Consider the following 6991-nt stretch of genomic DNA (forward strand, 5'->3'; position numbering starts at 1 on the left):
CCGCTCGGTATCCGCGCGGTGCCTGTTCGTCGGTGACGTCGATGTCCCGACGATGAAAGTGATGACTGGCTGGAGCGCTGAATGGCTTTGTTTAAACGCAGCAATACGTCTGCGAATGGTTTCGACTGGACAGGATTTCTCTGGCTGTTCCTGTTCTTCTGGTATTTTTCCGGCATTACCCAACTGCTGATCCAACTGACAGGCACCTCTGGTTTCAGCGGGTTCCGCCAGGCCTTTGTGATGAGCGCCCTCTGGCTTGCGCCGATGTTGCTGTTCCCCAAACAGACACGTGTCATGGCGGCAGTCATCGGTGTGGTGCTGTGGGCCTGTTCAATGGCCAGCCTGGGCTACTTCTTCATCTATCAGCAGGAGTTTTCCCAAAGCGTCATCTTCATCATGTTCGAGTCGAACATCTCTGAAGCCGGCGAGTACATGACTCAGTATTTTGCCTGGTGGATGGTGGCGGCATTCCTCGCCCACACCGCTTTCGCTTACTTCCTCTGGACTCGCTTGCGCCCGGTGTACATGCCCCGCGGTCGGGCACTGGTGGCTGCAACGGCGATTGTGGTGGCCGTGGTCGGTTATCCGCTGATAAAGCAAACCGCGCGTACCGGCAGCCTTGCCAGCGGTTTCGAGAAGTTTGAAACCCGTATCGAGCCCGCCGTGCCTTGGCAGATGGCCGTGGCTTATCACCGTTACCTCGATACCCTGGCGGGTATGCAAGACATGCTCCATAGCGCGAGCAAGATCCCTCCCCTGCACAATCTCAAGGATTCGGCGGCCAGTCAGCCGGCGACCCTGGTGCTGGTGATCGGTGAGTCCACCAACCGTCAGCGCATGAGCCTGTACGGCTACCCTCGGGAAACCACCCCGGAGCTGGACAAGCTCAAGGATCAACTGGCGGTCTTCGATAACGTCATCACCCCACGCCCTTACACCATCGAGGCGTTGCAGCAGGTTCTGACCTTCGCCGATGAAGAAAACCCGGACCTGTACCTGTCGACCCCGTCGCTGGTCAGCATGATGAAACAGGCAGGCTACAAGACCTTCTGGATCACCAACCAGCAGACCATGACCAAGCGCAACACCATGCTGACGACCTTCTCCGAGCAGGCCGACGAGCAGGTGTACCTGAACAACAACCGTAACCAGAATGCCGCCCAGTACGATGGCGACGTGATCGAGCCGTTCAACAAGGCCTTGGCCGACGCTGCGCCGCGCAAGCTGATCGTCGTGCATTTGCTCGGCACGCACATGAGCTATCAATACCGCTATCCGTCGTCCTTCGACAAGTTCAAGGACCGCAAAGGCGTTCCCGACGGTGTGCGTGACGATCAGGTGCCGACGTACAACAGCTATGACAACGCGGTGCTGTACAACGACTTCGTGGTTTCGAGCCTGATCAAGGACTACGCCAAGTCTGATCCGAACGGCTTCCTGCTGTACCTTTCCGACCACGGTGAAGACGTTTTCGATTCTCCTGGTCACAGCACCCTTGGCCGCAACGAAAGCAAACCGACGGCGCCGATGTACACCATTCCGTTCATGGCCTGGGCCTCGCCGAAATGGCGCGAAAACCATGACTGGAGCTTTGCCGGTGATCTGGGGCGGCCTTACAGCAGCTCGCACCTGATCCATACCTGGGCTGATCTGGCGGGTCTGAGCTTCGATGAACTGGATCGCAGCAAGAGCCTGGTCAGCGACAGTTTCAAGCCACGGCCATTGATGATCGGCAATCCTTATGAGCGCGAGCAAAAGGCATTGATCGACTTTAGCCTGATGAAACCCAAGGCCCTGCCAGGCGCTACGGCAGCCGTTCAGAAGTAATCCTTTCAGGGGCCGGTTCCGGCCCCTTTTTCCTGTGCCTTTGCGCGGCGGCGCTGCCCGAAACGCTGCAAAGATAATAATTATTCTCGTTTATAGCTAAATCCCGCCTCTCCCCTTCGTCTTTGAACAAACGGAAATTTTCCCTCGAAGACAAGGAGTCGGTCGCGATGTTCGCGCCTATCACCCGTTCCATGACCTTTACCCTGGGCCTGTGCAGTGTCGCCCTGTGCCCCGACTTGCTGGCTGACACCAGCCCAGATAAAGAACCCGCCCGCACCCTCGAACTGGGCGCCACCAATGTCACCGCCCAGGGCTTGGGCAGCACCACCGAAAACACCGAGTCGTACACCACGGGCGCCATGAGCACGGCGACGCGCCTGAACCTGTCGATCAAGGAAACGCCGCAATCGGTGTCCGTGGTCACGCGCCAACAAATGGACGACTTCAAACTCGGCACGCTGTCCGAAGCCATGAGCCAGACCACCGGCGTGGTGGTTCAGCACAACGATTCGGACCGGGTCAGCTATTCGTCCCGGGGTTACTCGATCAGCAATTTCCAGATCGACGGCATGCTGAACACCTTCACCTTCATGAAGTCCGATTCCGACACCATCATCTACGACCGCATCGAAGTGGTTCGTGGTGCCACCGGCCTGACCACTGGCGCGGGCGACCCTTCGGCCACCATCAACATGGTGCGTAAACGGCCGACGTCGCAGTGGCAAGTCCAGACCGGTGTCAGCGGCGGCAGTTATGACGACTACTACAGTTATCTGGATGTCGGTGGCCCGCTGGCGTTCGACGGCCGCTTGCGCGGACGCAGCGTGCTGGCCTATCGCGACAGCGATTCGTTCCGCGACAAGTACCAGCAACAACGTGAAGTCGGCTACGGGATTCTTGAAGCCGATTTGACCGATGACACTGTGTTGGCCGTGGGTTACGACTATCAGAACAAACACGTCCAGGGCACATCCTGGGGCACGGTGCCGTACTGGAACGCTGACGGTGGCAAGGCCAACCTCGGACGCTCCACCAACATGGCCACCTCGTGGAGTTCCTGGCCGCTCAAGGACAAAACCGCGTTCGCCACGCTGGAACACCAATTGGGTGCCGGGTGGCGCGCCAAGGCCGCCTACACCCATCGCGAGAGCGATACCGACGGCAAGATCTACTACGGCGGCGGGGGTTTCCCTGAGGCTGATCGCAGTGGCATGAGCGCTAACGTCAGCCACATGCTCAGTACGCAAAAAATGAAGGCGTATGACTTCAACATAGCCGGCCCTTACTCGCTATTCGGAAGGGAACACGAAATGATGATCGGCTACGGCGAGGCCGAGCGCCGGGAAGATTCGCCCTACATGGTGGACGGCCCCAGGGCGGCGGATTACGAAAGCATCCGCGACTGGAAGTACATGGGTGATATCGCCAAGTTTCCCGACACGGTCACCAGCCTTTCAGGTTCAAAAGACAGTACCCGCCAGAAGGCCGGTTACCTGGCCACTCGCCTGAGTCTGACGGATGAGCTGCACGCCGTACTCGGCAGTCGTTATGGCAGCTGGAAGGTGTCGACCAGGACCAACAAGTACGACAACAACCTGCAACTGAGCAGCGTCGATGCCAGCAGCCAGGAACACAACGACATGTGGACGCCCTACGCCGGGCTCCTCTACGACCTCACCCCCGAATACACCGCGTACGTCAGCTACACCGACATTTTCAAGCCGCAAGACAACCGCGACAGCGACCGCAAATACCTCGAGCCGGTGGTGGGCAGCAACTATGAACTGGGGCTCAAGGGCAGCCTGCTGGAAGAACGCCTCAACCTGGCGACCGCGCTGTTCTGGAGCAAACAGGACAACGTTGCCGAACTCGACGATTCGGTGCCACCGGACCCGGTGACCGGTGACGAGTTCTACAAGTCGGGTGGTAAAGGCAACAAGGTTCAGGGCTTCGAAGCCGAGGTCTCGGGCGAAGTCATGGCCGGTTGGAACATGACGGCCGGCTACACCTACACCCACGCGGCCAATGGCGAAAAGAAACGCGCCAATACCAACCAGCCGCTGAACATGTTCCGGCTCTCCACGGCCTATCGTTTGCCCGGCGACTGGCAGGCACTGACCGTCGGTGGCGCGGTGAACTGGCAAAGCGATGTGTTCCGCGCCGCCAGTCGCCCAGTGGGACGTGATGCCAACGGTGCGGTGATCACTGAAAAAACCAACATCCGCCAAGAGGCTTATACCGTGGTCAAACTGATGTCGCGGTATGAGTTCGACAAGCACCTGTCGGCTTCGCTGAACGTCGATAACCTGTTCGACAAGAAGTATTACGACAACGTCGGGTTCTATAACGGTGTGTTTTGGGGTGACCCGCGTACGGTGACCCTGAGCCTGGACTGGAAGCTCTAGCGCAGGCAATTCCCATTTGACGGAATCGGCGGATAATGTCCCTTCGACATTGCTTCATGGACGAAAGGACCCGACAACTCGTAGTGGGGCATACCATGAAACGTACAACCATGATCCTCGCCGGCCTGATGCTAATCAGTTCAACCGCTGTATTCGCCGAAGGTGGCGCTGAACGCATGCGGTATTACTTTGAGAGTCTGCGTCTGAGCCAAACGGCGAATCAAAGTCACGCCAGCACCGCTGAAATCAGGGTTCCGAATGATCAAACCGCGCAAGTGACAGAGCACTACAAACCGTAACGACAAAGGGCGTCCTGATGGACGCCCTTTTTCATTGCTCGTATTACCTTAAAGCGCCTTGGTCCAGAACAGCATCCGGCCGTGCGCTGGGTCGAACATGCCTGCGGCAAAACCGAACTTGCCATAGGACGCCTGGGCGACTGCATTACCTTCCAGCACTTCCAGCGTGATTTTGCAGCAGCCGCGCTGGCGGGCGATGTCTTCGACCTTTTGCAGCATTTTCTGGCTTAACCCCAAGCCGCGAAACTTCTTCACCACCGCCACATCGTGCACGTTGACCAGCGGTCGACAGGCGAAGGTCGAGAAACCTTCAAAGCAATTGACCAACCCGGCCGGCTCGCCACCGACAAACGCCAGAACACTGAACGCATGGGGACGTTTGGCCAGTTCCGCCGGGATTTGCTTCAACAAGTCGGCGGGCAATGAGTGGCCGCCCCCCATCGGGTCTTCGGCGTAAGCATTCAGCACCAGCCCAATTGCCTCGGCATGCACCGAATTGGTGTAACTGGCCTGAAGCACAAGAATTTCTGCGGATTCCATTTCCACCCTCGTTCACACATTAAGTTGCCCCAGCGCATTTCGAACTGAAAGGCCGACCGACAATATCGCGGGCACCGCCGTGTCGACAACCCGACCCTGCGCTAATTTTTCACTCAAGCGCCCCAGATCAACGCTTCGGTCCACCCCAGTTCAGCAAAATCCTCAGCCCTCAAGTCTGACTCACCGGCACAGAAAAACTCGTCCAGTTGCGGTGGTTTGACCGAGGTGCCGCTGAGCATGGCGTGAACCTGCCCGCGATGATGAATCTGGTGCTCGAACAGATGCGACAGCAGGCGCAAGCGGCTGTCATGTTGCGGCGTGTCCCGGGCGATGGTCACGATCTTGCCAAGGTCTGCGTCGCGCATTTGCTCGCAATAGGCAATCAGTCGACGGTCCACCAGCGCTTGTTCGCGCTTGAGGTCTGCGGCGTGCGTAAACGGCTCGTCCTGGTTGAAAAACACAGAGCAGTCAGGATGCGGGTCATCGCCGCGCAACTCCCGCTCCAGCGCATCCACATAAAACCAGTCGCAGGTCAGGATGTGGTTGAGGGTAGCGCGCAGACTGGGAAAGAAGCTGACCCGGGGCGCCGTCAGCTCGGTCGGGCTCAACTGGCTCCAGGCCTTGGCGAGTCGATGATTGGCCCAGGCATTCTGATAGGCCATCGTCAGCAAATGGTGCGACAGAGGCTGATTCATGTTCGCGGCTCCTTGTTCAAGCTTCGGCGAAACGTTGCAGCTGCATTTCCTGTAAACGGCTGAGGGTGCGGCGGAACGGAAACTCCAGATAACCCTCGGTGTACAACGATTCCATGGGCACCTGCGCTTCGAGGCACAGCGGCACCTTGCGGTCGTAGCACTCGTCCACCATGGCGATGAAACGCCGTACACCGTCGTCATGCACCGACAATTGCGGCAACTCGCGATCGCCCGCTACCACCCGTTCGACGCCGTCTTCAGTGCCTCGGGCGATGCGCCCTTCGCGCTTTTGCGCGCTGAGGTTGGGCACCTCACTCAAAAGAATAGCGCTGAAGGTGTCGCACAGGACGATGAAATCCATGGCGGCAAACGGCTGCTCACAGAGATCGGCGTAACGAGTCCAGAGTACGGTTTGACTGGCCTGCACGACATTGAGTGAGCGGTAGCCGACCTTGATCGGGTCACTGGACACCGACTGGCCGACGGTCAGTGCCTTGAACACTTCACCCAGAGCGCTGGGTTGCCCCGGTGCCGCCACCCAGTAACGTTGCAAACCTTTGCCGGGGTGCAGGCGATGATCTTCGCCGCCATCCACCGCAATCACCTGCATATGTTTCTTGATGGCTTCGATGGCGGGCACGAACCGGTCGCGGTTGAAGCCATCGGCGTACAGCTGATCCGGTGGCTGATTGGAGGTGCAGACCACCACCACGCCCTGTTCGAACATCACCTGAAACAAACGCCCGAGAATGATCGCGTCGCCGATGTCGTTGACGAACAATTCGTCAAAGCACAGGACCCGCACTTCCTCGCTCAGTTCGCGAGCCAACGCCTTCAACGGGTCGGCGGTGCCGGTCAGCTGAAACGAACGCTGATGCACCCAGCCCATGAAGTGGTGGAAATGTTGGCGGCGGGCCGGGACCTTCAGGCTTTGGTAAAACTGGTCCATCAACCAGGTCTTGCCGCGACCGACCGGACCCCAGAGGTACACGCCAGTGACCGGCGTGCGCCCTTCATGCAGCGCCTCGTAGCATTTCTGCAGCGCCCACACGGCATGTTCCTGGGCTTCGTCCTGGACGAAGCCCTTCTGTTCGATAGCGTGTTGCCAGGCGTTTAAGGGGGAGTCGACATTCATGCGCGGCAGTATACGTCCATGTGGCACCTGTGTTGGGGGGGGGGGGGGGGGGGGGGGGAAAAAAAAAAAAAAAAAAAAAAAAACCAACCC

At 58.5% G+C, this 6991-nt stretch carries 6 protein-coding genes; 3 read left to right on the forward strand and 3 right to left on the reverse strand.

Going from position 1 to position 6991, the window contains the following annotated elements:
• Positions 1-81 precede the first annotated feature (81 nt).
• The 3 genes from ACQ4OB_RS26130 to ACQ4OB_RS26140 all read left to right on the forward strand — a co-directional run bounded on the left by ACQ4OB_RS26130 (position 82) and on the right by ACQ4OB_RS26140 (position 4531).
• Positions 82-1827 carry a phosphoethanolamine transferase CptA gene (locus tag ACQ4OB_RS26130; RefSeq protein WP_102614751.1) on the forward strand — a complete coding sequence of 582 codons (1746 nt, stop codon included), beginning with the start codon at positions 82-84 and terminating at the stop codon, positions 1825-1827.
• Positions 1828-1994: 167 nt separating this feature from the next.
• Positions 1995-4232 (forward strand): TonB-dependent siderophore receptor, encoded by a 2238-nt coding sequence (locus ACQ4OB_RS26135; RefSeq protein ID WP_430956731.1) that lies wholly within the window; start codon positions 1995-1997, stop codon positions 4230-4232.
• A gap of 95 nt (positions 4233-4327) precedes the next feature.
• The gene (locus tag ACQ4OB_RS26140; RefSeq protein WP_074876383.1) at positions 4328-4531 is read left to right on the forward strand and encodes a hypothetical protein; all 204 of its coding nucleotides are present in this window, start codon (positions 4328-4330) and stop codon (positions 4529-4531) included.
• Positions 4532-4579: 48 nt separating this feature from the next.
• On the opposite strand, the gene ACQ4OB_RS26145 is transcribed toward ACQ4OB_RS26140, so the two are convergent.
• From ACQ4OB_RS26145 to zapE, 3 genes are all read right to left on the reverse strand, one after another.
• Positions 4580-5071: a GNAT family N-acetyltransferase gene (locus tag ACQ4OB_RS26145; protein ID WP_074876381.1), complete on the reverse strand. Its 492-nt coding sequence runs from the start codon at positions 5069-5071 to the stop codon at positions 4580-4582.
• A gap of 113 nt (positions 5072-5184) precedes the next feature.
• Positions 5185-5766 carry a DinB family protein gene (locus ACQ4OB_RS26150; protein WP_430956732.1) on the reverse strand — a complete coding sequence of 194 codons (582 nt, stop codon included), beginning with the start codon at positions 5764-5766 and terminating at the stop codon, positions 5185-5187.
• 16 nt (positions 5767-5782) lie between these two features.
• Entirely contained in the window at positions 5783-6901 is a 1119-nt protein-coding gene (zapE, locus tag ACQ4OB_RS26155; RefSeq protein ID WP_430956733.1) for a cell division protein ZapE, read from the reverse strand.
• Positions 6902-6991: the final 90 nt, after the last annotated feature.

Source organism: Pseudomonas sp. ES4 (assembly GCF_050586665.1).
Lineage (GTDB): Bacteria > Pseudomonadota > Gammaproteobacteria > Pseudomonadales > Pseudomonadaceae > Aquipseudomonas > Aquipseudomonas frederiksbergensis.